At 60.3% G+C, this 23,629-nt stretch carries 15 protein-coding genes; 11 read left to right on the forward strand and 4 right to left on the reverse strand.

Going from position 1 to position 23,629, the window contains the following annotated elements; translation table 11 throughout:
- The first annotated feature begins 2 nt into the window (after positions 1 to 2).
- Entirely contained in the window at positions 3 to 1,412 is a 1,410-nt protein-coding gene (locus FJ398_04825; GenBank protein MBM3837280.1) for a response regulator, read from the forward strand.
- A 138-nt stretch (positions 1,413 to 1,550) separates the two neighbouring features.
- Here FJ398_04825 and FJ398_04830 read toward each other — a convergent pair whose 3' ends face one another.
- Positions 1,551 to 4,460: a metallophosphoesterase family protein gene (locus FJ398_04830; GenBank protein ID MBM3837281.1), complete on the reverse strand. Its 2,910-nt coding sequence runs from the start codon at positions 4,458 to 4,460 to the stop codon at positions 1,551 to 1,553.
- A gap of 299 nt (positions 4,461 to 4,759) precedes the next feature.
- On the opposite strand from FJ398_04830, the gene FJ398_04835 reads away from it, so the two are divergent.
- Together FJ398_04835 and FJ398_04840 are read left to right on the forward strand one after the other, a co-directional pair.
- The gene (locus FJ398_04835) at positions 4,760 to 5,080 is read left to right on the forward strand and encodes a hypothetical protein (protein ID MBM3837282.1); all 321 of its coding nucleotides are present in this window, start codon (positions 4,760 to 4,762) and stop codon (positions 5,078 to 5,080) included.
- Positions 5,041 to 5,580: a GNAT family N-acetyltransferase gene (locus FJ398_04840; GenBank protein MBM3837283.1), complete on the forward strand. Its 540-nt coding sequence runs from the start codon at positions 5,041 to 5,043 to the stop codon at positions 5,578 to 5,580. The genes FJ398_04835 and FJ398_04840 overlap by 40 nt, the downstream gene beginning before the upstream one ends.
- Before the next feature lie 65 nt (positions 5,581 to 5,645).
- Here the strand turns inward: FJ398_04840 and FJ398_04845 are convergent, their stop codons facing one another.
- The 3 genes from FJ398_04845 to FJ398_04855 all read right to left on the reverse strand — a co-directional run bounded on the left by FJ398_04845 (position 5,646) and on the right by FJ398_04855 (position 8,350).
- Entirely contained in the window at positions 5,646 to 6,467 is an 822-nt protein-coding gene (locus FJ398_04845; protein ID MBM3837284.1) for a macrocin O-methyltransferase, read from the reverse strand.
- Positions 6,468 to 6,601: 134 nt separating this feature from the next.
- Positions 6,602 to 6,862, reverse strand: coding sequence for a DEAD/DEAH box helicase (locus tag FJ398_04850; protein ID MBM3837285.1), 261 nt, complete (start codon positions 6,860 to 6,862; stop codon positions 6,602 to 6,604).
- Between the two features lie 6 nt (positions 6,863 to 6,868).
- Positions 6,869 to 8,350, reverse strand: a complete 1,482-nt coding sequence (locus FJ398_04855; GenBank protein ID MBM3837286.1) for a hypothetical protein — start codon at positions 8,348 to 8,350, stop codon at positions 6,869 to 6,871.
- Positions 8,351 to 8,475: 125 nt separating this feature from the next.
- Between FJ398_04855 and FJ398_04860 the strand changes: the two genes are divergently transcribed.
- The 8 genes from FJ398_04860 (at position 8,476) to FJ398_04895 (ending at position 22,948) form a co-directional block, all read left to right on the forward strand.
- Positions 8,476 to 9,282, forward strand: a complete 807-nt coding sequence (locus tag FJ398_04860) for a helix-turn-helix domain-containing protein (GenBank protein ID MBM3837287.1) — start codon at positions 8,476 to 8,478, stop codon at positions 9,280 to 9,282.
- A 103-nt stretch (positions 9,283 to 9,385) separates the two neighbouring features.
- Positions 9,386 to 10,402, forward strand: coding sequence for a Gfo/Idh/MocA family oxidoreductase (locus tag FJ398_04865; protein ID MBM3837288.1), 1,017 nt, complete (start codon positions 9,386 to 9,388; stop codon positions 10,400 to 10,402).
- Complete coding sequence (gene lpxB / locus FJ398_04870) at positions 10,399 to 11,601, forward strand: lipid-A-disaccharide synthase (protein ID MBM3837289.1); 1,203 nt, start codon at positions 10,399 to 10,401, stop codon at positions 11,599 to 11,601. Before FJ398_04865 ends, lpxB begins: the two co-directional genes overlap by 4 nt.
- Positions 11,602 to 12,027: 426 nt before the next feature.
- Entirely contained in the window at positions 12,028 to 15,546 is a 3,519-nt protein-coding gene (locus FJ398_04875) for a DUF1553 domain-containing protein (protein ID MBM3837290.1), read from the forward strand.
- 230 nt (positions 15,547 to 15,776) lie between these two features.
- Entirely contained in the window at positions 15,777 to 16,406 is a 630-nt protein-coding gene (locus tag FJ398_04880) for a redox-sensing transcriptional repressor Rex (protein MBM3837291.1), read from the forward strand.
- A gap of 205 nt (positions 16,407 to 16,611) precedes the next feature.
- Entirely contained in the window at positions 16,612 to 18,903 is a 2,292-nt protein-coding gene (locus FJ398_04885; GenBank protein MBM3837292.1) for a DUF1553 domain-containing protein, read from the forward strand.
- A gap of 743 nt (positions 18,904 to 19,646) precedes the next feature.
- The gene (locus tag FJ398_04890; protein ID MBM3837293.1) at positions 19,647 to 20,987 is read left to right on the forward strand and encodes a hypothetical protein; all 1,341 of its coding nucleotides are present in this window, start codon (positions 19,647 to 19,649) and stop codon (positions 20,985 to 20,987) included.
- 158 nt (positions 20,988 to 21,145) lie between these two features.
- Positions 21,146 to 22,948 carry a nitrite/sulfite reductase gene (locus FJ398_04895; GenBank protein MBM3837294.1) on the forward strand — a complete coding sequence of 601 codons (1,803 nt, stop codon included), beginning with the start codon at positions 21,146 to 21,148 and terminating at the stop codon, positions 22,946 to 22,948.
- Positions 22,949 to 23,629 lie beyond the last annotated feature (681 nt).

Raw genomic sequence — 23,629 nt, forward strand, 5'->3', positions numbered from 1 at the left:
TAATGGGTAAGAGAATTCTGATTGTCGAAGATTCGCAGGTCCTCGCGATGGCCTATTCGCTCCCGTTCGTCCGCAAGGGATACCGCGTGGAAATAGTTGGGGACGGCCGGCAAGCGCTCCAGCTCGTGCGGAGCTTTCAACCCGACGTGGTTCTGCTGGATCTGGTCCTCCCCAAGGTGCGCGGCAGCGTGATTCTGGAGGCGCTCCGCTCCAGCACCGCTACCGAGAATCTTCCGGTGGTTGTCTTCACAAGCTCCCTGCTGCTGCCCAACGAAGAAGTGCGCATGCGGCGGCTGGCCAACCGTTTTCTGCACAAGGCGCAGACTTCGCCGGAACAAATGCTCGGCATTGTGGAGGAACTCCTCACGTCCACGCCGGATGCCAGCCCGAACGGCGAGGGTTCCGCACCGCTAAGTCCGCCCTCCGTTGAGACGCCTTCACCAACGCCTGAACCTGCGCCGCGCTTGGCGGAGAAAGAAACCTTGATGCCATCGCCAAGCGCGGAGTTGGTCGCGGAGCCGGTTCACAAGGAATTGAAGCCCGGTTCGCCGCCTGCTCTCGTTTCCCTCCAGCCACCACCGCCTGTTCAAAAAGCGCCGCCTCCTCCCGTCCAACCCAAGCCGCCGCCGCCCGTCGAGGACAAGGCGCCTGTCGTCCCGGAGCCGATCCGATCGGCGGAAGCCGCGGCGCCTGTCACGGCTGACGCCGCGCCCATTTTGCAGGAACTCGAATCGCACACGCGCAGGCTGCTCATGGAGCAAAGCGAAGACGCGCAGGGCGAGATGCTGGTTAAGATCGTCGAGCGCTTGCGCCGCCTGGACGAGATCCTTCCTGCGGCCACGGCTGGCGCGTTTGGGCGTCTCTTGAAAGTGTTCGAGAGCCTGGCGGCCAATCTCGTGGAGAACAGGAAGAACCGCACGCCCTCCGCCACGCGCACGCTGCTGCAGGCTTGCCCGATTCTGCAACGCCTGTTCAAAGATGCGCAGACAGCCCGCGGTTTCTGGGAGCCTCCCCTGGCCAAGATACTGGTCGTGGATGATTCGGTCGTGTCGCTCAAATCGACTGCCCGCGCCCTCGAAGCGATTCAGTTGGAGTGCGCCGCCGTCGCGGATCCGCTGGAAGCGATTGCGCTCATTTCCGCGAATTCGTTCGATCTGGTCGTGCTCGACGTGGACATGCCGCAAATGACCGGGACGGATCTGTGCAAGAAGCTGCGCACGCTTCCGCAGCACGCCAAAACGCCGGTGATCTTCCTCACCTCGCTGAATCGATTCGACATTCGGGTCACCACGACGCGCGCGGGCGGCGACGATGTCGTGTCCAAGCCCTTTCTCGCGCCCGAACTCGCCGTCAAAACCCTCACACACATGTTCCGCAGGCATCTGGACGCGGCACAACCGAGAGTGGAGTGACGGAGTATTGGAGCGGAGGCATGTGTAATTGAGCACCCAACGATCGAGGGCCGCGGTGAGGGAGAGCCATCGCCCAATCTCAAGCACCGGATTTTCGGGAGCTTTCACCCTCACCCAGACTCGCGCTTCCCCTCCGGCTCACTCCTGCGCTAGACGGACTCGGTAGAATCGTGAACCGGAGAGCGAGGCGCTCAAATCCTCTTCGTAAATCGAAACGGCTGAATTCGCCCGCACCGGAAAGTTCGTGCTCGCCACGTCGGCGAAAACCCCGAACGGACTGGACGCGGCTTGGACTTGATATTTCCGGCCGGGGACGGAAGGCCAGGAAAGCCGGTACTTCTGGTTCCCCAACGGCTGGAGTTGGACCTTGAGCGCGGACCGGGCATCCCGCGGATTCGTGCCCGCCAGATATTCGGACAAGTTGGCGAACCCATCATGATCAGGATCCCCAGCCGCGCCATCGTCCGCCGTGGCTAACAAGGGATTTAGCAAGTGCGTCACTTCCCAGCCGTCCGGCAGGCCGTCGGCGTCCGTATCTGGCTTGTTCGGGTCGGTCCGGATGCGCAATTCGACTTCGCTGGCTAATCCGTCCGCGTCGGGATCGGGATCGACGGCGAGTTGGACGCTGACTCCGCCAAGGACCACCGGCCCGGTTCCAGACCCGTTGAGAGACGCGCCGAGGAAACTCGCGTCCAACTGACGAGCCTGCCGCGCGGGACTCAAATCAAATTCGCCTCCGCCCACCACGGCGCCAAGCTTGATCGTATCGCCTGGCTGCAAATTGCCCAGTGCGGCGTAGGGAATGGCGATTTCGATGAAATTGGCGTTCTGTTCGCCCAGGACTCCGCCCAATTGTGGAGAACGATTGAATTGCTGGAACCGGGCGCCAGGCACGTCACTGATTGCGGCGTCCAACCGGAAGATCCCCTGGCCCACGCTCGTCGCCAGGCCAGGGCGCACGAAGGAGCGTGACTGAACGTCCGCCCATTCATCCCCCAGAACGCAGCCCAGGCTCGGGGTGAAATTTGTGAAGGAAAGATTCACCAGAAAATCCAGGCCGTCGGCGCCTTCGCCCGCGGGATCAATTTTGCCGTTCCCGACTTGCGCGAGATTCGTCACTCCGGCGACGCGGGGCGATTCGAGAAACAGGAAGATGTTGTTGTCCGGGTTGATCATGGCTTGCTCGATTCCTACGTACACATTCGCGCGGTCGTTGTTCACATAGGCCTGGCCCAAGTTCGAGAATTGCCCGGGCAACGTCGGGATCGGCGCGCCCGCGAAATCAAACCGCTGCCCGTAAATGTTGCCGTCGTTGTCATCCGCCGGGTGCGACTCGATCACTGGCGTGTGCCAGGCGGCTTCGAAGGTCTTCGGCGGCGGCAGCGTCCGATAAATCGTCATGGTGTCGAAGACCTCGCCCGTCTGCGAAAGCCCTTCGAGCAGCAGGCGATCTCCTTCGATCGTCACTCGCGCGCAATTGTGCCGAATCCAGATTTGAGCGCTCGTCGCGTCCAGTTCCGCCAAAGGATAAAGCCCCACGCCGCCTCCGCCCGAAACGATGGGATAAACCGCGTTGGTCGGATTGAAGCGCTCGTACACGTGATCGTGTCCCGCGATGACCATCTGCACGCCGTGTTTGGCGGCGAGCGGCAGCACGGATTTCAGGACATCGGTGCGGTCGGCGATGCCATTGCCGTTGTAGTCATCGAACCGGTGCAGCGCGGAAGTGGCCATCGGATGGTGCAGGGTAATGAATTTCCACGGCTTCTTCGAGGCGGCCAGGTCTGCCGCGAGCCATCTGTGCTGCGGGTCGTCCACTTTGAGTTGGTATTGGTTGAGGAAAGGCGCAAACAAGACTACAAAATGCGCATCGCCGTGATCGAAGGAGTAATAGTGCTCCGGGCTGGTCCTCTCCGCGGCGTGGACCGCCAGCGGGACGTTGTTCGTCGGCGAATAAAAGGCATCCAGAAACGGCCCGTCTCCGGAATAGAGGTCGTGGTTCCCCAGCGCGAAAAAGTACGGGACGTTCTTCATGTGCGGTCCGTACACGCTCAAACATCGTGTGTCGGCGTAGGTGTAAGTGAAGGACGGATAAATCACGTCCCCGGCGTGGAGCACGAGATCCGGCTTCGCCTTGCGCATGACCTCGGCGATGTCGTATTGCGCGCGGGAACCAACCCCGGTGTCGCCGACCACGACGAAGCTCAGCGACCCGCTGGCTTTGAGCGTGCGAAATGTCTCCACCGGCGAAACCGCGATCTGTCCGTTCGCGGCGCTGCGCACGCGATAGAAGTAAGCCGTGTCCGGCGCGAGATTCGTCAGCGTGGCCACGTGGTTGGTCGCCAACGTGGAATCCGACAGAGTCAGTCCGAGTGTGGAATTGGTTCCGTATTCAATGGCGGTGTCGGCCGGGGCCAGCGTTTTCCAAATGATCTGAATGCTCCGGCTGGTGGCGTTTTGGAGAAAGGGGCCGCGCGTGAAATTCCCGCGCAGTTCCGGAACCAGGACGAAATCAAAATCTTTCAACGACGAATTGTGCGCTTGAATGGCCAGGACGTTTGTCCCCGGCGCGAGCAATCCGGCAAACGCGCGGACGTCGATCTCCTCCACCAGGCCGACGCGGTGGGCACTGGTCGCGGGCGCGTTGAATGGCACGAAGCTGCCGGCAGGTCCCGGCATATTCCTCCGCGCGATTTCTTTTCCGTTCAGGTACGCGACGAAACCATCGTCGTAATCGATCCGCAGCGTCAGCCATTTGATCTGAGCGGGATCGGAAAGGACGAACGGCTTTCGGAAATAAGCCGAGACGTAAACTCCGAACATCTCCGGCAACTGCGTGGCTTCAGTCCCGAGTCCCGCGCTGAATCCGGCTTGCCCCAAGAGCCATTTCGAGTCGTCGAATGCGATCTGACTCCAGGCGTTGCCGCCGCCGGACGGCTCCGCCGCGGCCGGGAAGTAGCGCCAGGTTTCTCCCACGCGGACCAACGCCACGTCGTCGGCGAGCGCGGACACCGCAACAAAGCAAAGCAGCAACAGCAGACGAATCATAACCCAGAGCCTATTCGGTGCAGCCGCGCAGTCAAACTCCGTCCAGCGATTCGCATTCAAAGCACGACCGCAAATGGGACAGGAGGAATTTGACCGAGAGTCTGAATCGCACGCACCGATTACAGCAATTACGCATTCGTTGACAGTGCCGCGCTGGTAACTATCTTGCCTTCAGCTTGAAAACCTCCGTCCTCAAGCCTCGACGACCCATTGTGCTTTTGGTGGCTAGCTTGTTGCCGAGCCGTTGAGCGCGCAGAGAGCCCGGTATTAAATCACACGGCTGCAAGAAGGGAAAAATCATGCACTCATCGGATAACAAAACAGGCCTTTCGGTCATGCTGGCGGTGCCGGATACACCGGCGGCGGTTGCGTGGTACCACAAGGCGCTTGGCGCAGAAGTCCTCTGGAGCCTGGGTTCAGTCGCTGGCCTGGAGATTAACGGCGCGCCCTTTTTCTTGCACGAGCCGGTGAAGAGCCGCTTCGCCAGCCCGAAGGAAATCGGCACCACAACCGCGCGAGTCGAATTGTCCGTGGATGATCCGGATCGAGTGATTGCACGCGCCGTTGAAGCGGGCGCGACGTGCCCTCCCTGTTCTCGATCTTTGGAGATCGAGAAGTGACTCGTTACTGGGGGCATCCGGTGCTGCGCGATCTCAGCGCAGCCACAGCGTTGTTCGAGGAGATCCGTGCCAGATTTGCGGACCGGATTTTGTTTCAATGGGGCGTGGCGCTGCTCGACACGGATGTGGTCATCGGAACGTGCACGCTGGCCGCGTTGGACATGGAGAACCGCCGAGCCGAGCTCGGATTCGCACTGGCCCGGCCTAACTGGAGGCGAGGCTACATGTCCGAAGCTTTACCCATTCTTCTGCAATTCGCGTTTTGTGAGATGCAATTGCATCGCGTGTGGGCCGACACGGACCCGCGCAACAGCCCGTCAATCCGAGTTCTGGAACGCCTTGGCTTCCGTCGCGAAGGCCTGCTCCGGGAACACTATTGGGTTCAAGGCGAGCCCCAGGACGGGCTCGTGTATGGACTGCTCGGCTCTGAATGGCAGCAGAAGCGCGACCTTGTTCGACTTGAAAGAGTCAAGACCGTGGTGCGGGGAACGAATAGATAGATGGTTCGGTTTCAAAGTGAGGCGACACGCCAAGAATCCGGAGGACAGAGTGAGATCCATCGCTTCTATCTTGTTCGCCGCCAAAAAGCCCCGTGTTGGTCGATGGGGATGATCTCGTCGCGAATTCCCCGCGTGTGTCGGAAATCCGTGACGGCCTGGCGACACCCCTTGCCGTCATAGTCGTCGATGATGACGAATCCGTTTATGGAAACTTTGTCGTAAAGCGCCGTCAGCGCATCCAGGGTGGACTCATAGAGGTCGCCATCCAGGCGAAGCACGCACAGCCGATCAACCGGCGCCGTCGGCAGCGTGTCTTTGAACCAGCCCTTCAAGAAACAAACCTGGTCGTCCAGCAACCCAAACCGCCGGAAATTCTCCTGCACGACTTCCACAGGCACGCGCAAAAACGGATTCAGATAAAGGTCGTCGCCTTGGTCGAGAGGATATTTTTCGGCGTTCGGCGGCGGCAAACCTTGGAACGAGTCCGCGAGCCAGACCTTTCGTTCGCAGACCCGACGCACCTTCAGAACCGCGCGCGCCAAGATGCATGCGCCACCGCGCCAGACGCCGGTTTCGAGAATATCCCCAGGGGTGTTCTCCTCAATCGCGCGTTCGATGCACTCCTGAAAATTCGCCAGCCGCTTCATTCCAATCATGGTGTAGCCCAGGTAGGTGATTCCCTCGCCTTCCCACGCAATCTCCCGGCGATAAGGGAACTCTCGGGCCAGACAGTAACCGAGCTTTCTCAGGCCCATATCAAATTCCACCAAGTCTCCCGGAGCCGAGGCCTTCGCGGTGTCAAAGGGCATGAGCAGAGTCTCCTCCCACAAAGCGAACGTCAGGCACTTCTTGAGGAGGTCCAGATACAGCCGAGCCGATTCATCCATGCCCGGATTTTTACGGATTGCCGCCGACGCTGCAATTCCTACTTCCCATGAACCGGCGTTGGTTTGTAGTCCCGCCTTTAGGCGGCTCCGGGGCACCCGACCGGCTAAAGCCGGGACTACATGCCGGGCGTGGTTCATGGGCCGAGTGCTTTGAGCGGCGAGACGTAAACAACTCGCGTCTCATCCGGCAGCTTGCCTGTCGCAGCCTCACGGAAGAGTCGGTCCAGCGAAGCCAGGAAAGCCGCGAGCGTTTTGCCAGTTCCGGTCGGCGCGGAAATGAGAACGTTCTGGCCGGACTGAATCGCGGGCCAGCCTTGCGCTTGCGGTTCCGTCGGCGTGCCGAATCGCTGCTGGAACCACCAGACGGCGGCGGGATGGAAGTTGAAGGTCTGCACGCTCTGTTACGGTTTAGGAGGTGACTCGTGGACCGAAGCGTTCTTGGTTTGTGCTGGAGCAGTCTTCTCAAGCGCCTCCGTCGCTACTTTGCGGATGACGTGTTTGGAATGATTCAGTAGCGGCTTCAACAGCGGCGCCGCCGCCGCCGCCTTTTCACCACAAGCTCCAAGCCCTTGAATCATGGCGATACGGACGCTCAAATTCGAGTCGTTGATTCCGGACTTCAAGATAACCGGGTCCAGCAATGCCTCCGGCTGAATCTTCGCCAGGCACTCGACTGCCGTCGCCCGGACAGTGCTGTCGGTGTCACGGAACGCCACCAGCAAGACAGGAACGGCCTCCGATCCGATCCTTCTCAAGAACGGAATCATGTGGGAGCGCTCGTGAAAAACCGGATGGCGAATTCCTTCAAGCAAGACGGGAAACACGGCCTGAACATCGCCGTCGATTTGCCAGCGCGCGAAAGCTGCCTCGCAGCGGGCCGGGTTTTCGCGTTGGTTGTATTCCTCCACGAGGAAAGGAATCGCCTCCTTCGCTGGTCGACCGATGCTGCCAAGGGTTCGGAGCAGACTGCTGCTCATGGGATCGACCTCAGGCAGAAGCCCGTACCGCTTGAACAGGCCGATGGGTTGCGGATCGGTGGGCAGTTCAGGCCCGTCTTGTCGGGTCGAGGATGTGCCAAGGCGCTTTCTGAGTTGTACGAGCGACTCTTGAGCTCGGTTCCTCGTCTGCGCGAGCGACTCTCGGGCGAGCAGAATGAGAGTTGGCACGGCTGGGGCGGCGGCGGCTCCAAAGCTGCCCAAAGATTCAACAGCAGCGCTGCGAAGCGCCGAATCCTCGCTGCGCAGTGCGTCGATCAATACGGGCACGACGCTTTGCGGTTGTTGCCCGATCCGTCCGCGCGCCGACAATATCCGATATCTTAGAGCGCTGGCACCGGCCTGGGACAGCGTCGCGAGCAGCGTCGAGACGATGTCATGCCCAGCGCCGGCTATCTGTTCCAAACCGGACACGGTAGCCAGCGCCAAATCAGATGAATTTGCTGACGCAGCCTTTTCCTCCAAGGCACCTTTCAGCAAATGGAAAACGAGCGGATCGGCTGGGGCAATCTGCGCTAGGGCCACGGAGGCGGCAGCGGCCAATTTCGCTGCACCAGGAGGCACTGGATTGAAGCCGCCTTTGAAAACCCGCACCAGTTCAGGAAGGGCATCCGAAGCCGACGGTCCGATCTCTCCCAAAGTCCGAATGGCCGTCCATTTCACCTGCGGATCGGAGTCGGTCAAGGTCTCGATCAGTGTGGGCACCGCTTCGGCGGCTCCGGTTTGCATATCGAAGAGCGCTTCACATGCTGCTCTCCGCACTAGCTGGGCGGGCTTGGGTTCCAGTTTGATCAGGCGCTTCTGCGCCACCTGGGGAAGTTTTGGCCACAGCGCCTGCCAGAACCTGCCCAAAGCCGTGTCTTGCTTGCGAAGCTCACGGAAGCTCACGGATCAATTGTACGACTGTCTTGCGTTGATCTGGCGCCGCGTCGAGAAGCGACCGGAACAGAACGTAGCCAGCCATCAATCCGGCGAGGAAGATCACACTTGCGAGTGTCCAGCGCACTCGCTTTGTGTTCAACGCGATGGTGGTGAATTTCACAAGTATGACGCTTGGCGAGCGCGGCGTTTTGGCGGAATCTCGGCTTCAAATCTGCCACAGCAAGTTGAATCGGCAATTGAGAAGTGACCTAACTGTCTCGCGCACCGACGCGCATTGCCGCCTGTCCGCCTGGCGTCTGCGGAATTCAAGGAGACCGGCCAAGACGCAGCCCGCGCTTGACCGAACTGAGCACAGTTCGGAAAGTGTGCACATGCCCACGACCTTGCCTCTTCAGCCAACACTCTGGCGCACTTGCCGTGTACTCGCCAACCGCACACGCCTGGAGATGTTCCGCCTGCTGGTCCAGGAACCAGGCCAAAAGGTCTGTGCGGTCGCCCGACGTCTTGGCCGACCACGCTCGCTAACCAGTGAGTATCTGCGGGCGCTTGAAGCGCGCGGATTGCTCACAGCGCGCCGCGTCGGTCGCTGCGTGGAGTATCGCCTCAGTTGCGCGACGAACGGCAGCGCTTCTGCGTGTTTGGTGACGGCCCTTCGCGCACTCTTCCAACGAGAAACAACCGCTGTGGAGGTCGTTTTCCGATTGGCAACAGCTTTCACGCATCCGCGTCGAGTAGAAATCTTTCGCGTTCTGCAAAACGGGCCGCACTCCCTGGGCCAACTGCGAGCCAAGACCCGAATCTCCACCTGGGCGTTGGTGCGACATCTCAGGAAATTGGAAGCGCGAGATTTCATCACGCAACAGGGAGGTCTGTACGCTGCGGTCGATTGCACTCACGGCATTCAGAAAGAATTGGCGCGGTTAGCCCGGGAAAAGTAACCAGCCACAAGCACAGTTCGAGAAGTGTGCACTCACGACCTGAGGTGGATTCGGCTCTGGATTTTGCATCGCCGTCATCCATTACCCTGACTAAGTTCGCCGCATGTCACAGAAGATCAGAGTCGCGGTTTTTGGAGTTGGCGCGCTAGGGAAAGAGCACGCCCGGTTCTACGCGGAATTGGCGGCGGCGGGGCGCGTGGAGTTCGCCGGCGTCTATGACATCCTGCCGGAGGCGGCGCGCAAGACAGCGGACAAACTGCGCGTGCCAGCGTTTCGTTCCGTGAACGAAGCCGCGACGGCGAGCGACGCCCTCAGCATCGTCACTCCGACCGCGACCCATTACGAACTCGCTTGCCAACTGCTGCGCCAACGCAAGCACGTGCTGGTGGAGAAACCGATGACGGACAGCGCGTCCCAAGCTGCCGAACTCGTGCGGTTGGCGCAAGAGCAAGGCGTCGTTTTGCAGGTCGGTCACGTGGAGCGGTTCAATCCCGTGTTCAAATACCTGGAAACGGTGGCGACCGACCCGCGCTTTATCGAAGCCCACCGGTTGTCGCCTTACTCGGGTCGCAGCACCGACATCGGCGTGGTGCTGGATCTCATGATTCACGATCTGGATGTTGTCCTCGCGTTCGTGAAGTCGCCCGTCACAAGCGTCGATGCGGTGGGCATTCCCGTGTTGAGCGCCTCGGAGGACATTGCCAATGCGCGGCTGCGGTTTGCCAATGGCTGCGTGGCGAACTTGACCGCCAGCCGCGTCAGCCCCGAACGCCTGCGCAAGATCCGCGTCTTCAGCGGCGGCGCCACGACCAGCTACGTCTCGCTGGATTACCGGGCCCAGGAAGGATTCGTCTATCGCATCGCGCGCGATGGCGAAGGCGAGACCTCGCTGTTCAAGAAACTTCTGGCTTCGAAAGACTCCACCATCGTCAGCGAATACGGCGGGAAACGGATCGTGCGCGAGCCGGTGCCGTTGGAAAAAGAACAGCCGCTGAAGCTGGAGTTGCGCAGTTTCATTGAGTGCGTTGAAGCGCGGCGCACGCCGATTGTGAGCGGAGAATCGGCGAAGCGGGCGCTGGACCTGGCGTTGGAGATCACGCGGCAGATTGGACAGGCGTGAGCTCTGGAACTCAAATCATGCTGATCGCCGGCGAGCCGAGCGGCGATTTGCTCGCGTCTGAACTCGTCCTGGCGTTAAAGCAATTGCCGGCAGTCCAGGCGATGCCATGGCCGCCAAAGTTCTTCGGTGCAGGCGGGCCGCGGATGGCAGAGGCCGGTGTGGAGGTGCTGATCGACCTGACGGCGCACTCGGTTTTCGGACTCACGGACGTGTTGTCACAATACCGCAAGTTCAAAGGATTTTTTCGGACGCTTCTCTGCGAGGCCGTGAAGCGTCAACCCGAGGCGATTGTTCTGGTCGATTTCGGGGGATTCAATCTGCGCTTTGCCGAAGCGGTCAGGCGCTATGTCCGCAGACATGCCGGCACGTTCAACGTGTGGAGTCCCCGGATCATCTATTACGTCTCGCCGCAAGTCTGGGCGTCGCGGCCGGGCCGCGCTTACCGGATGGCTCGAACCGTGGATTTGCTGCTGAGCATTTTTCCTTTCGAGAAGGATTGGTATGCGAAGCGTGTTCCGCAGTTGCGCGTGGAGTTTGTTGGACATCCGTTGATCGACCGGCATGGGAGTGCGGAGTGCGGAGTGCGGAGTGCGGAATTTTGGGAAACGCCTCTCGTGCTCTTGTTGCCCGGCAGCCGGAAGCGCGAGATTGAAGCGCATCTCCCGGCCATGGCAGGCGCGGTGAGGATCATCCGAAGAGAACGCGCCGTTCGTTTGCGGATGGTTCTTCCAAGTCTGGACCTGGTTGACTTTGCATCGAAGGTTGCGGGGCCGCTCCCTGATCTTGAGGTTCAAGCCAAGGGTTTGGCTGAGTCACTGCGCGAAGCCGGTCTTTCCATCGCGTCCTCCGGCACGGTCACACTGGAATGCGGTTTCTTCCGCGTTCCCACCGTGGTGATCTACAAAACGTCCTGGCTGACCTATCAGATCGCGAAGCAAATCATCACGGTCAATCACATCGCAATGCCAAACCTGCTGGCGGGGGAGGCGCTCTATCCCGAATTGATCCAAAGTCAGGCCACGCCGGAAGCGATCGCGAGCGCAACGGTGACGCTGTTGGATGATCCTTCGCGCCTGGCCGTCCTGAAATCCAAATTGTCGCAGGCCATTCGGTCCCTCGGTGAATCCGGAGCATCCCGTCGCGCGGCGGCGGCTGTGGTCCGCGAGGCGACGGCGAATGAGTTGAGGCTGGTGCCGTGAGGGGATATTAAGAGTCTAGTGGAACAAGAAGATCACCGGTGTTCAGCGGATGTCAGATTCACGATGAAGTTCTTATTATTACTTGGACTGCGCCATCTCGTGAACAACGACCGCCTTTTGCCAACGACGCGCTTTCGCATTCCAGGCATATCCTTTGCGAAAGGCGAGTCGTTGCAGAGCGTCCCAGATCGGAAATGGTAGCCGCCGGCATCTACTTAGCCGTTGGTAATGTTCGGCGCGTCCACCGAGACGCGCTGCGAGTGCCGCGCAATCCAGTCTCAAGACATCCATCAAGCTTTGAAGAGCTTCCGTTTCCATTGATTCGAGGGTTAATCTCGCCAATACAGGCGTTCGTGACCATCAAAAAGCCAGGAATGATTTGGCCGCCGAGTGAGGTCGTGATATTCTTTGGCCGTAATCTGTGAAATGACTCTTCCGACTTTTTGCACGTTCTGGGCGCCAGGCGCTTCCATCTTGGCGCTGGTCTGCAACACGGGACTCAGCCTCGCTGCTGCGCCGAGCGCCGCGGGCGTCGAGTTCTTTGAAACGAAGATTCGCCCGCTCTTCGTCGAGCACTGCTACAAATGCCACAGCGCCCAAAGTGAAAAGGTAAAGGGCGGGCTTTCGCTCGATACCCGCCAAGGCTTGCTCAAAGGCGGCGATTCCGGCTCGGCGATTGTCCCAGGTGATCCGGACCGGAGCCTCTTGATCAAGGCGGTCCGCTACGCCGATGAACACCTTCAGATGCCGCCAAAGGACAAGAAGCTGTCGAGCGATCAAATCGCCGACCTGGAGGCCTGGGTCAGAATGGGCGCTCCGGATCCTCGGATCGGATTGCCCTCAACTCTCAACTCTCAACTCTCAACTAATCAGCACTGGGCCTTTCAACCGGTGCGAAAACCGCCCGTCCCTGGCGTCAAAGATTCGGATTGGATTCAGACTCCGATCGACGCGTTCGTCCTGGCCAAATTGGAGGCCAATGGCCTGGCGCCTTCGCCGCTTGCAGACAAGCGCACGCTGATTCGCCGAGCGAGCTACGATCTGACCGGGCTCCCGCCCACGTCCCAAGAAGTCGCGGATTTTCTGTCGGATGAATCGTCCGACGCGTTCACGCGCGTGGTGGATCGTTTGCTGAATTCGCCGCGGTTCGGCGAGCGCTGGGCGCGGCACTGGCTCGATGTGGCGCGCTACGCCGACACCAAAGGCTATGTTTTCGAAGAGGAACGCCGGTTTCCGTACTCCTACACCTACCGCGATTACGTGATCCGCGCGTTCAACGACGACTTGCCGTTCGATCAGTTCGTGCTCCAACAAATCGCGGCGGATCACCTGTCGCTGGGCGAGGACAAACGCACGCTGGCAGCGCTGGGCTTTCTCACGCTGGGCCGGCGTTTTCTGAATAACCAGAATGACATCATCGACGACCGGATCGACGTGGTGACACGCGGGTTCATGGGCTTGACGGTGGCTTGCGCGCGGTGCCACGACCACAAGTACGATCCGATTCCCACGGCCGACTATTATTCTTTGCACGGCGTTTTCGCGAGTTCCTCCGAACCGACAGAGCAACCGCGGCTGGGCACGACCCCAAACGCCAAGGCCTACGACGATTACCTGGCCGAACGCAAGAAACGCCAGGAAGAGCTGGAGAGTTTCCGCATTGCGAAAGAGAAGGAAGCGTTGACCCAGGTTCGGCAACGGACCGGTGAATACTTGCTGGCGGCCTACGACGGGCGTTTCCTGGGCAATCCATCGAGAGGCGAAGGCTTCGCGCGCGAACGCAAATTGCACCCGGCCACGCTGCAACGTTGGATGTCGCGCCTGGAAACCTGGGGCAAGGAGCATCACCCCGTTTTTGCGCCCTGGGTTGCTTTCACCGGCTTTCCAACCAACGAATTCGCGTCGAAGGCACGCGAGTTCACACTCGGTCTGGCGGTCGGACGACAGTCGGTGTCCAGTTCTCCCGACGACTCCGAAACCGACGTAACGCCAGCGACAAAATCGCCCCTCACCCTTACCCTCTCCCCATCCGATGGGGAGAGGGTAGGGAGAGGGGCGATCGGTCGTTCGGATTCGACCCTTGCAGTCAATCCCTTCGTCGCGCTCGCCTTCGCGGGTGAACCTCCAGCTTCGATGAAAGACGTGGCGGAGCGTTACGGAAAACTCTTCGCGGACGTGGACAAACGCTGGCAGGAAACGCTGCTGGCTTTTGAGAAGGCGTCCGGAAGCAGCGATGCGAAATCCGCGCCGCCCGCGGGTTTTGCGGATCCCAATCTGGAAGCGCTCCGGCAGATTCTCTACGGTGCGGATTCTCCCGCCAATGTGCCCTCTTCCGAGTTTCGGAGACTGTTCGACGTTCCGACGGCCCAGCGCTTCCGCGCGCTTCAGCGCAAGGTGGATGAACTCGATGCCATGCATCCGGGCGCGCCACCGCGGGCCATGGCGTTGGTCGATAACACCTCGCCTTCCAATCCTCGCGTCTTCATTCGCGGCAATCCAAACAATCCCGGCTCCGAAGTGCCCCGCCAATTCCTGGCGGTCCTGGCCGGCGCGAAGCGCGAGCCATTCAAGAAAGGCAGCGGCCGGCTCGAACTCGCTCAAGCCATCGCCAGCCGCGACAATCCGCTGACCGCCCGCGTTTTTGTGAATCGGGTTTGGTTGAGTCTTTTCGGCGTCGGGCTGGTGCGCACGCCGAGTGATTTCGGCGTGCGCTGCGATCCGCCTTCCCATCCGGAACTGCTCGACCACCTGGCGTCGCGCTTCATGGAGGAAGGCTGGTCGGTCAAGAAACTGATTCGTTCGGTCGTGCTTTCGAGTGTGTATCAGCAGGGTAGCGATCACAACCCGCGCTGGGCACAGATCGACCCGAACAATCAATGGCTCTGGCGGATGAACCGCCGCCGCATGGACCTCGAAGCCATGCGCGATTCGCTCCTGACCGTCGCCGGCAAACTGGACCTCACGGCCGGCGGCCGCGCCGTCGATATCACGACCGAACCGTTCGCCGCGCGCCGCACGATTTACGGATTCATCGAGCGCCAGAATTTGCCCGGCATGTTTCGCACATTCGATTTCGCCAACCCGGACACGACGAGTCCGCAGCGATTTTCGACTACGGTGCCGCAGCAAGCGCTCTACATGCTGAACAGTCCTTTCGTGACGCAACAGGCGCGGCAATTCGTCGCCCGGGCGGAGTTCAAGGCGCAGCCGGACGATGCAGGGCGCTTGAAGGCGCTTTATCGGCTGGCGTACCAGCGCGACCCGGCGCCGGATGAAATCGAGATAGCGGTCAAGTTCCTCAAGGACCAGCGAACCGTGTCGCAACTGATTTCCGAGCCTGTCGTGTGGGCGTATGGAACGGGCCAGTATGACGACGCGGCCAAGCGAGTCAGCGAGTTCCGGCCCCTGCCTCACTTCACAGGCCAGGCCTGGCAGGGCGGACCGAAATTGCCGGACCCGAAATGGGGTTGGGTGATGCTGACGGCCACGGGCGGCCATGCCGGAAATGATCGCCAGCACGCCGCAATCCGGCGGTGGACTGCCCCTTTCGACGCCGTCGTGACCATCAGCGGCACTTTGGGTCACGATACAGACAAAGGGGACGGAGTTCAGGGCCGAATTGTTTCCAGCCGCTTGGGCGAATTGGGAAGTTGGATGGCGCAGAAGGCAAAGCACGAGACGAAACTCGATCGCGTGGAAGTTTACAAAGGCGACACGATTGATTTCGTCGTCGATTGCCGCGAGAGCGTCGATTCGGACGGTTTCATCTGGGCGCCGGCGGTTCGCGTGCAAACCACAGGCTCGCGCGCCCAAGCGGGCGCGGCCACGGATTGGGACGCGAAGTCGGACTTCAGCGGCTCGAAAGAAGCGCCCAAACCACTGAGCGCCTGGGAGAAATTCGCGCAAGTCCTCCTTATGTCGAACGAGTTGGTGTTTGTGGATTAGTCGGATCCGTCAGGAGAGATGGGGACCGCACGCGGCCTCGCGTGCGGTGGTCGGCGCCCTCGCCGACCAGGTCACTGTTTAGTGAGAGGGTTTCAACGACGCACCGACTGGCGAGGCGCCAGTCGGAACACGCGAAGGCGCGTATCCTCCCCATCCCTTCTTCAATTCATTTCCGACTGACCGCCTCAAACCTTGCCCGCAAAGCGTATGTGCATTAGTCTGCGCCGCGCTTGAAAAAGAACAGCCGCCCTGAAATCCCCCGCAAAGCGATCTACCGCTTGTCCGTCTATTTGCGGTGCCTGCTCCGGCTCAAGGAGAATGAAATCCGGACCGTGTCCAGCGAAGCGCTGGCGCGTGCGGCCCGCGTCAAGCCCACCCAATTGCGCAAGGACCTGGCGTATTTCGGACAGTTCGGGACGCGCGGTCTGGGTTACGACGTCGCCCAGCTCAGCAAAATGATTTCCGATCTGCTGCGCACGACACGCCTTCAGCCCGTGATTCTCGTGGGCGTCGGCAACCTGGGCCTGGCCTTGCTTTCCTACCGCGGTTTCGAACCCGAAGGTTTTGAAATCGTCGCCGCGTTTGACGTCGATCTGCGCAAGCGCAACAAGCAAGTGCCCCAGCCTATTTATCCGATGGAGAAGCTGGCCGAGATTGTCCGGCAACGCGGCGTGAAGATGGCGATCCTGACCGTGCCGGCCTCTGCCGCCCAGGAAGTCGCCAACACGCTCGTCCAGTGCGGCATCACCGGCATTCTGAACTTCTCCCCCATTGTCCTGCACGTGCCGGAGGATGTGATGGTGAACGACGTGAACCTGGCGATTGAGCTGGAGAATTTGAGTTACTTTATCCAGCAATGACTGGATGGGTTGAATCCTGAACAGGAGGCAACAGTTCGTGAATACCGCATGGGTTCCGAGGGCGGCTCCATCGTGCTCGAAAAAGTCGACGGGAAATGGCGCGCCATAAAAATCCTCAGCCGCTGGATCACGTAGATCACGTAGCCAAGCCCGCCTCCTGAGTTGTCAAACGCTCGTTCATGCCTCAGATTATGGGGAGTCCAGAATGCGCCGATTCAAGTTCACTCATCCGGCTAGCCGCAACCTCGTTCGGTTCCAAACGGGGTTGAACGTGGCGGAAAGAGCCTTCTGCTTCCGTGCCGTTTTGCTCGTGGCGTTCGCCATTCAACCTCTCGCTGTGCCAGGCGCGCCGGTCTCCTTCCGCAACGACGTCATGGCGGTGCTCTCGAAAGCCGGCTGCAATGCCGGCACCTGTCACGGGAACAAGAACGGCAAAGGCGGCTTCAAGTTGTCCCTGCGCGGGCAGGATCCGGACACGGATTATCAAACGTTGACTCGAGATGCCCTGGGCCGGCGGATTAATTCGCTCGACCCAGATCAAAGCCTCCTTTTGCTCAAACCGACCGCTAGGGTCTCGCACGAGGGAGGCTCGCGCTTCCACAAAGAGTCGGAGGAATTTCAGATTCTCCGCCGATGGATTGCCGTTGGGATGGCGAACGACGCCGATTCTGCTCCAATGCTCCGGCGTCTGGAGGTGTCGCCAGCCGAGGCCATCCTGGTCGAACCGGCCAATCGCGTCCCACTGCGCGTTCAGGCCAGCTTCTCCGATGGGACCTCGCGGGATGTCACCGCCTTGACGGTTTACGAGACCTCCAATGGCCTGGCCAAGGTGAGCCAGGACGGCCTGGCTGAACGCGCCGGCTTTGGAGAAACGACGATTCTCGCGCGCTACTTGCACCTCCAGCAACCGGTTCGCCTGGCGTTTGTGCCCTCGCGGCCTGAGTTCGCCGGAGCGAGCCCCCTCGCGCAAAATTACATCGACGAACACATCTTGGCCAAACTCCGCCGGTTGCGGATGAATCCGTCCGACCTGTGCTCCGACGCGGTGTTTCTGCGACGCGCTTATTTGGACTTGCTGGGGCTTTTGCCGAGCTCCTGTGAAGCGCAGGTTTTCCTGGACGATTCCTCGCCGAGCAAGCGCGCCCGGCTCATCGAGACGTTGCTCGAACGTCCGGAGTTCGCGGATTTCTGGGCGCTGAAATGGGCGGATGTTTTGCGCAATGAAGCACACTCGCTCGATGCCAAGGGCGTGCAGAATTTCTATCACTGGATTCGCCAGAGCATCGCGGACCACAAACCGCTCGATCGGTTCGTGCGCGAGCTTCTCACTACCCGCGGCAGCACGTACAGCAATCCCGCGGCGAACTACCACCGGCCCAATCGGGATCCCGCCACGCGCGCCAAGGCCGCGGCGCAGGTTTTTCTCGGCGTCCGTCTCCAATGCGCCGAATGCCACAATCATCCGTTCGATCGCTGGACCCAGGACGATTATTACGACTGGTCCAGCGTATTCTCCAAAGTGAGTTACAAGGTTTTGGAAAACAAACGCGACATCGGGAGCGACAAGCACGAATGGAAAGGCGAACAAGTCGTCTTCGCGTCGCGTCGCGGCGCCGTGGTGAATCCGCGCACCGGACAGCCCGCGCGACCGCGCCTGCTCGGAACGGCAGCCACGGCTGGTCTGCAGGACGGCGACGCGCTGAACGAACTGGCGGAGTGGCTGACCAGTCCAGAGAACCTTCAATTCGCGCGCGTGCAGGCCAATCGCATCTGGTTCCATCTGATGGGGCGCGGGCTGGTTGAGCCGATCGACGATTTCCGCGCCACCAATCCGCCTTCGCATCCCGAACTGCTGGACGCGCTGGCCCGTGATTTCATCGAGCACGGTTTCGACCTCCGCCATCTGGTGCGCGTGATCGTGGCTTCCCGAACCTATCAACTGAGCTCTGAGCCGAACGAATCGAATGCGGACGATGAGGCCAACTATTCTCATGTTTTGGTGAGGCGTCTCACGGCGGAGCAACTGCTGGATGCCCAGAGTCAGGTCGCGGGAGTTCCGCTGAGGTTCGCCGGCCTTCCCGCCGGACTCCGCGCCGCGCAACTTCCGGGAGTGCGGCCCGAAGCCAAAGGCCAGCGACGGTCCAATCAAATGGATCAATTCTTGGAAATCTTCGGGAAACCGCCGCGATTGTTGACTTCCGAGACCGAACGTTCTTGCGAGTGCAACATGAGCCAGGCGTTCCAGATGATCAGCGGCCCCACGGTGAACGAACTGATTTCCGAGAAAAGAAACCGCATCAGCGACCTGCTTGCCTCCGGCAAGTCCGCTCGCGAGATGATCGCGGAGTTGCATTGGACGGCGCTGAGCACCGGGCCATCGGACGAGCCACTGAATCGTTTGGCCGCGATGGTCGATCAAACCGGCGATCACCGGGCCGCGTTGGAAGACATTCTTTGGGGCCTGCTCAATTCCAAGGAGTTCTTGTTCCGAAGATAAGGCCCGTCGGCTCGCATCTCAAAGATCGAATCTCGGCATTGCCCCTGCTCTTAGAGCGTGTCCGAAAATTCCGCGGGGTCCTGTTTTCGCGCCAAAGGCCGGATGGCGAGGCGCAACGAAGGAGAATATCCTCCCTGGATCTTCGACTGAGGAGCAACGAAGCCAGGCGGCCTTTGGCGCGAAAACCCTCCGGGCGGCGGGTCTTTTGTCCGTGGCCTGCGTTGGCTCGGTCCTTACAGCCCGCGTTGGGGATGCTCGGACCTCGCCGCCTTGGCCACAGCCAAAATCCCTCGCCGCAGGACCCCGCGCAATTTTCGGACACGCTCTTAGACCTTCGCCAATACTCCTTTGGATTGGCATTGATTCCTTCGGGTGAAGGGACAGGAAGAGCGGCCTTGTGCATTGGGTCGCTCTTCGTTTTTTTGGTGAAGGGAGATTTACCTCGCGAATCACAACGCAGCCTTTAGCCGGGACGGACTTTAGAAACCAGCGGCGGTCTTGGGCGGCGCCGTTTTGCCCGGAACCTGCCGCCCGGTTTGCGCCCTGGCCGGAAGGAAACATCGTAGGATTTGGATTTCGCGCCCGAACGAGTGGTGGGGGCTTTCTCCCAGTTTGGGGAATTGGTCCAATCGCAGGAGGATTGTTAATTTCGGGGAGCCGGACTAAAAAGACGCCGGACCTGAAACGAGAGGAAGTGGTCATGCGCCCGATGCCATGACCTGGGCCAATGGTTCGCGCCAGCAATGCGGTGCAGGCGCGAGAGACAATCGAGTTGCGAGGCTTCTATGGAATTTCTGCGACAACTGTTTTCTGCGGATGGATTCATGCCCCACGGCCACTGCTACCTGTGGAATCCAGGCGTGGTGTGGCTGCACGTTCTCTCCGACGTGTTGATCGCGACCGCGTACTACTCGATTCCGATCACGCTGGTCTATTTTGTCCGAAAGCGGAAGGACCTGATCTTTCATTGGATCTTCATTGGTTTCGCCGTGGTCATCACAGCGCTGCGGGACGACACCGGACAGTTGCGGGGCTTTGCCAAGATCACGCGGGATATCACGGATCGCAAACAGGCTGAGAAACTGATGCGGGAGAACGAAGCGGCGTTGCGCGAGCGCACCGCTCAACTGGAGGCGTCGAATAAGGAACTGGAGGCCTTCTCCTATTCCGTTTCCCACAACTTGCGCTCTCCCTTGCGCGCGATTGACGGATTCAGCCAGGCGTTGCAGGAGGACACGAGTGCCCGGTTGGACGAGAACGGAAAGAAGCACCTGGCGCGCATCCGCGACGCGACGCAACGGATGGGCCAGTTGATCGATGGCTTGCTCGATCTTTCCCGCGTGAGTCGCGCCGAGATCAAACGCGAAGAAGTCAATCTCAGCCACGTGGCTCAAACCATTTTGGACGATCTCAGCCGCGCGGAAACGGGACGGGAATCCGAGTTCGTGATTCGGCCCGGCCTCAGCGCGCAGGGCGATCCCAGGTTGCTGCGGGTTGCGCTCGACAATCTTCTCGGCAACGCCTGGAAGTTTACGCGCAGGAAACCGAAGACGCCTATTGAGTTCGGGACGACGGAGCTAAGAGCGTGTCCGAAAATTGCGCGAGGTCCTGCGGCGAGGGATTTTGGCTGTGGCCAAGGCGGCGAGGTCCGAGCATCCCCAACGCGGGCTGTAAGGACCGAGCCAACGCAGGCCACGGACAAAAGACCCGCCGCCCGGAGGGTTTTCGCGCCAAAGGCCGCCTGGCTTCGTTGCTCCTCAGTCGAAGATCCAGGGAGGATATTCTCCTTCGTTGCGCCTCGCCATCCGGCCTTTGGCGCGAAAACAGGACCCCGCGGAATTTTCGGACACGCTCTTAGCGGTGAACGCGCATTTTTCGTTCGTGACAACGGCGCGGGCTTTGACATGGCCTACCAAAACAAGCTGTTTGGCGCCTTTCAGCGCCTGCATCCGAAAAGCGAGTTTGAAGGCACGGGAATCGGGCTGGCGACGGTCCAGCGGGTCATCCATCGGCATGGAGGCCGCACCTGGGCCGAGGGCGTCCCGGACCAGGGGGCCACTTTCTACTTCACACTCCCGGCGTGACCAGACCGCCGAACCGGAGTCTCGGAGTATCGGGGTGATGATTCTCAACACTCCAACACTCCCAGACTCCGTCACTCCGATACCCCGACACTCCGTTTACTCCCATTCTGGACATTCTGGAACTTGCCAGCCCTCGTTCGATGCTGTTGATTAAGCCCATGGCGCAAAATCCAAAGGCTGCTCAACCGACGCCGAATTTTCGAACGCCGCGCGAGCAACTCTGCAAAGAAGAACTGAACAAGCTGAACTCCGGCGGGTACGTCGGGCATCTGGAGGCACATTTCCAGGATTTGTCGATCGACGAAATCGTGTGGGAATCCGAAGCGCTGGCCAAATCGCACGGGATTTACCTGGAATTCAATCGCGATCGCACCGGCACGGAAAAGGAATGGCTGTACATGATGCGGTTCAGCATCGCTGGCGGCGGGCCGCTGAATCGCGAGCAGTGGCGAATCTTCGACGAGGTTTCCGAGAAGCACACCGCCAACCAGGACGGCAAACCCTCGCTCCGGCTGACCACACGGCAGAACATCCAGCTTCACTGGGTGCGCAAGAAGTCCGTGCGCGAAATCGTTCAACGCATCGCGGAGACGCACTTTTACACGCTCAACGGCTGCGGCGACAATACGCGCAACGTCATGGGCTGCCCGCTGTCGCGGTATTCCACGCTCTTTGATTCCAACGCGCTGGCGCAGAAATTCGGCAAATACTTTCGCCTGCCTATCGAGCCGCACCTGCAAATCTTCGGAATCAATCCGAATGCGGAACACACGCCTGAGGAGCATTTCCATTACGGCTCGAACTTGCTCAACCGCAAATTCAAGATCGCTTTTTCGGCGCTCCATCTCGACGAACTGACCGGGCGCTATTTGCCGGACAATTGCGTTGAACTGCGCTCGGATGACCTCGGCATCGCGCCCATTCTGGACGGCAACAAAGTCGAGCGCTTCCAGGTTTACATTGGCGGCGGTCAAGGCGAACGCAATGGCAAGCCGACGTTCTGCGCGCTCGGCAAGCCGATCGGCATTTTCCACGAGAAACACCTGCTCGCCGGACTGGACGCCATTGTCAAAGTCCATCAGGAATGGGGCGACCGGCAGAACCGGCATTGGGCGCGGCTGAAATACGTGGTGCATGCCAAGGGCATGGACTGGTACCGCGAGCAAGTCCGCGCGCTCATCGGAAATGTCTTCGATCCGCCCGACGAAACGCTCGACATTGGGCCGCGGCACCTGCACCACGGTTGGATTCGGCAGCCGTCGAATGGACTCTGGGCTTACGGCGCCTACATCGAAAACGGACGGCTCATCGACGGCCCGGAGGCCGACTTGAAGAAGATGGTCCGGCATTTGATGGAGAATTTTCCCGTCAACATCCTGATCACGCCGAACCAGGATCTGCTCTTCACGGACATCCCGGCGGACGCCAAAAAGCGGTTCGAGACGGAGATGCAGCGCTTCGGTTACGGCAAACGGCACGGCAAGGATTACTCAACCTTGCGCAAAGCTTCAGTGGCGTGCGTAGGGCTGCCCACTTGCCGCCTGTCCTACACAGACTCGGAATTGTTTTTGCCGGAGTTGATCGACGAACTGGACGGGCGGGGCTGGGGCCACATGACCGAATCGATCGGGATCAGCGGTTGCGAGCGCCAATGCTCGCGGCCTGCGACGAAAACGATCGGCTGGGTCGGCTCAGGCAAGGACCGCTACCAGATCAAGCTGCTGGGCACGGAAGACGCGAGGCACCAGGGCGAGGCATTGACGGATAACGAAGGCAAAGTCTATCTGCGCAGCGTCCCGCGCGAACAGACCGCCGACGTGGTCGAGGCGTTATTCGAGCATTACGAGAAGAACCGCCGCGACGGCGAAGCCATGGGCTACTTCCATCAGCGCCTCGGCATGCAAGCCATCGTGGATTTCCTCAGGCAGCATCCGAAAACGGCGGGGCTGATGGGAAAGTGACACGGTGTTGTTGCAAGGGCCGCCGCTCCCGGTTGCGGGCTGATTCTCCGTCGCTCATCGACTGGCATTCTCAATCCGCTGCTCCCGGCAGGTGTGCGCGTAACTGGCGGAGAGATCAAGCGGCAAGGCCTTCTCGCCGTACAGCCACAAGGGCACCGTGGGGAGATCCTGGCCCAAGCTCAACCTTTCGTACCAAATCTCGAGAGCGCGACGCCAGCCGCCGCGGCCACTGAGGCGTTGCTGCGCGCCTGGATCACGTCATGCAACGAATTCCGACAACGCGAGCGACGAGAGATTATCGAACAGGCACCCTCGCCTGAAAGGCTGGCCGAATATCGGGAAGAGTTGAAGTGGATGATTCGCGGGGCGCGCGCACTGCTGAACCTGGTGAGCGACCCTGACTTTCCTGCAAAGCAGTTTGGGACCGAGATTTCAGGGAAACTCCTTCAATTGGAAGACTCCTGGCAGAGCCTGAACAACCCGCTGTCCGACGCTGAGGCTGACACAATCCTTCGGAGCGCCTTTCCGGATGAAGCCCGATCTTGAAGCTCTGCTTAAGAGCGTGTCCGAAAATTGCGCGGGGTCCTGCGGCGAGGGATTTTGGCTGTGGCCAAGGCGGCGAGGTCCGAGCATCCCCAACGCGGGCTGTAAGGACCGAGCCAACGCAGGCCACGGACAAAA

Source organism: Verrucomicrobiota bacterium (assembly GCA_016871535.1).
Taxonomy (GTDB): Bacteria; Verrucomicrobiota; Verrucomicrobiia; order Limisphaerales; family SIBE01; genus VHCZ01.

What these genes read in the sequence shown, in the direction of transcription:
- FJ398_04890 (MBM3837293.1), top strand. Translation starts at nt 19,647, where the DNA reads ATGCGGTGCAGGCGCGAGAGACAATCGAGTTGCGAGGCTTCTATGGAA.
- FJ398_04825 (MBM3837280.1), top strand. Translation starts at nt 3, where the DNA reads ATGGGTAAGAGAATTCTGATTGTCGAAGATTCGCAGGTCCTCGCGATG.
- FJ398_04865 (MBM3837288.1), top strand. Translation starts at nt 9,386, where the DNA reads ATGTCACAGAAGATCAGAGTCGCGGTTTTTGGAGTTGGCGCGCTAGGG.
- FJ398_04875 (MBM3837290.1), top strand. Translation starts at nt 12,028, where the DNA reads ATGACTCTTCCGACTTTTTGCACGTTCTGGGCGCCAGGCGCTTCCATC.
- FJ398_04835 (MBM3837282.1), top strand. Translation starts at nt 4,760, where the DNA reads ATGCACTCATCGGATAACAAAACAGGCCTTTCGGTCATGCTGGCGGTG.
- FJ398_04845 (MBM3837284.1), bottom strand. Translation starts at nt 6,467, where the DNA reads ATGGATGAATCGGCTCGGCTGTATCTGGACCTCCTCAAGAAGTGCCTG.
- FJ398_04830 (MBM3837281.1), bottom strand. Translation starts at nt 4,460, where the DNA reads ATGATTCGTCTGCTGTTGCTGCTTTGCTTTGTTGCGGTGTCCGCGCTC.
- FJ398_04895 (MBM3837294.1), top strand. Translation starts at nt 21,146, where the DNA reads ATGGCGCAAAATCCAAAGGCTGCTCAACCGACGCCGAATTTTCGAACG.
- FJ398_04885 (MBM3837292.1), top strand. Translation starts at nt 16,612, where the DNA reads ATGCGCCGATTCAAGTTCACTCATCCGGCTAGCCGCAACCTCGTTCGG.